The sequence below is a fragment of the Duganella violaceipulchra genome (assembly GCF_019166075.1).
GTDB lineage: Bacteria > Pseudomonadota > Gammaproteobacteria > Burkholderiales > Burkholderiaceae_D > Rugamonas > Rugamonas violaceipulchra.
In genome coordinates, this window is record NZ_JAHTGR010000132.1 from 1 (window position 1) to 435 (window position 435).

General features: G+C 66.0%; 1 protein-coding gene. It reads left to right on the forward strand.

Features of this window, described 5'->3' with window-relative positions; translation table 11 throughout:
• Positions 1 to 435: MBL fold metallo-hydrolase (locus tag KVP70_RS33315; RefSeq protein ID WP_217946719.1), on the forward strand; the 435-nt coding region annotated here is incomplete at both ends.

A 435-nucleotide genomic window follows, 5' to 3' on the forward strand; every position in this document is an offset into this window, starting at 1 on the left:
GGCTCGAGCTATCTGTTTCAGACTGCAAACGGCCGTTTCCTGGTCGATTGCGGCCTGTTCCAGGGTCAGAAGACGCTCAAGGAGCTCAACTACGGCGCCTTTCCGTTCCGCCCCGCCGACGTCGACGCCGTGCTGCTGACGCACGCGCATATCGACCACAGCGGATTGCTGCCGAAGCTCGTGCGCGCGGGATTCGAGGGACCGATCCTGGCCACGCGCGGCACCATCGACCTCTGCTCCTACATGCTGCCCGACGCCGGCAGCATCCAGGAATCGGAAGTCGCGCAGCTCAACCGGCGCAACGCAGCGCGCGGCCGCAAGGAAGTGCAGCCGATCTACACGCAGGCGGACGCGATCGCCACGCTGCAATCGTTCCGTCCCGTCGACTATGAACGCTGGACCGACGTGATCCCGGGGGTCCGCGCCCGCTACTGG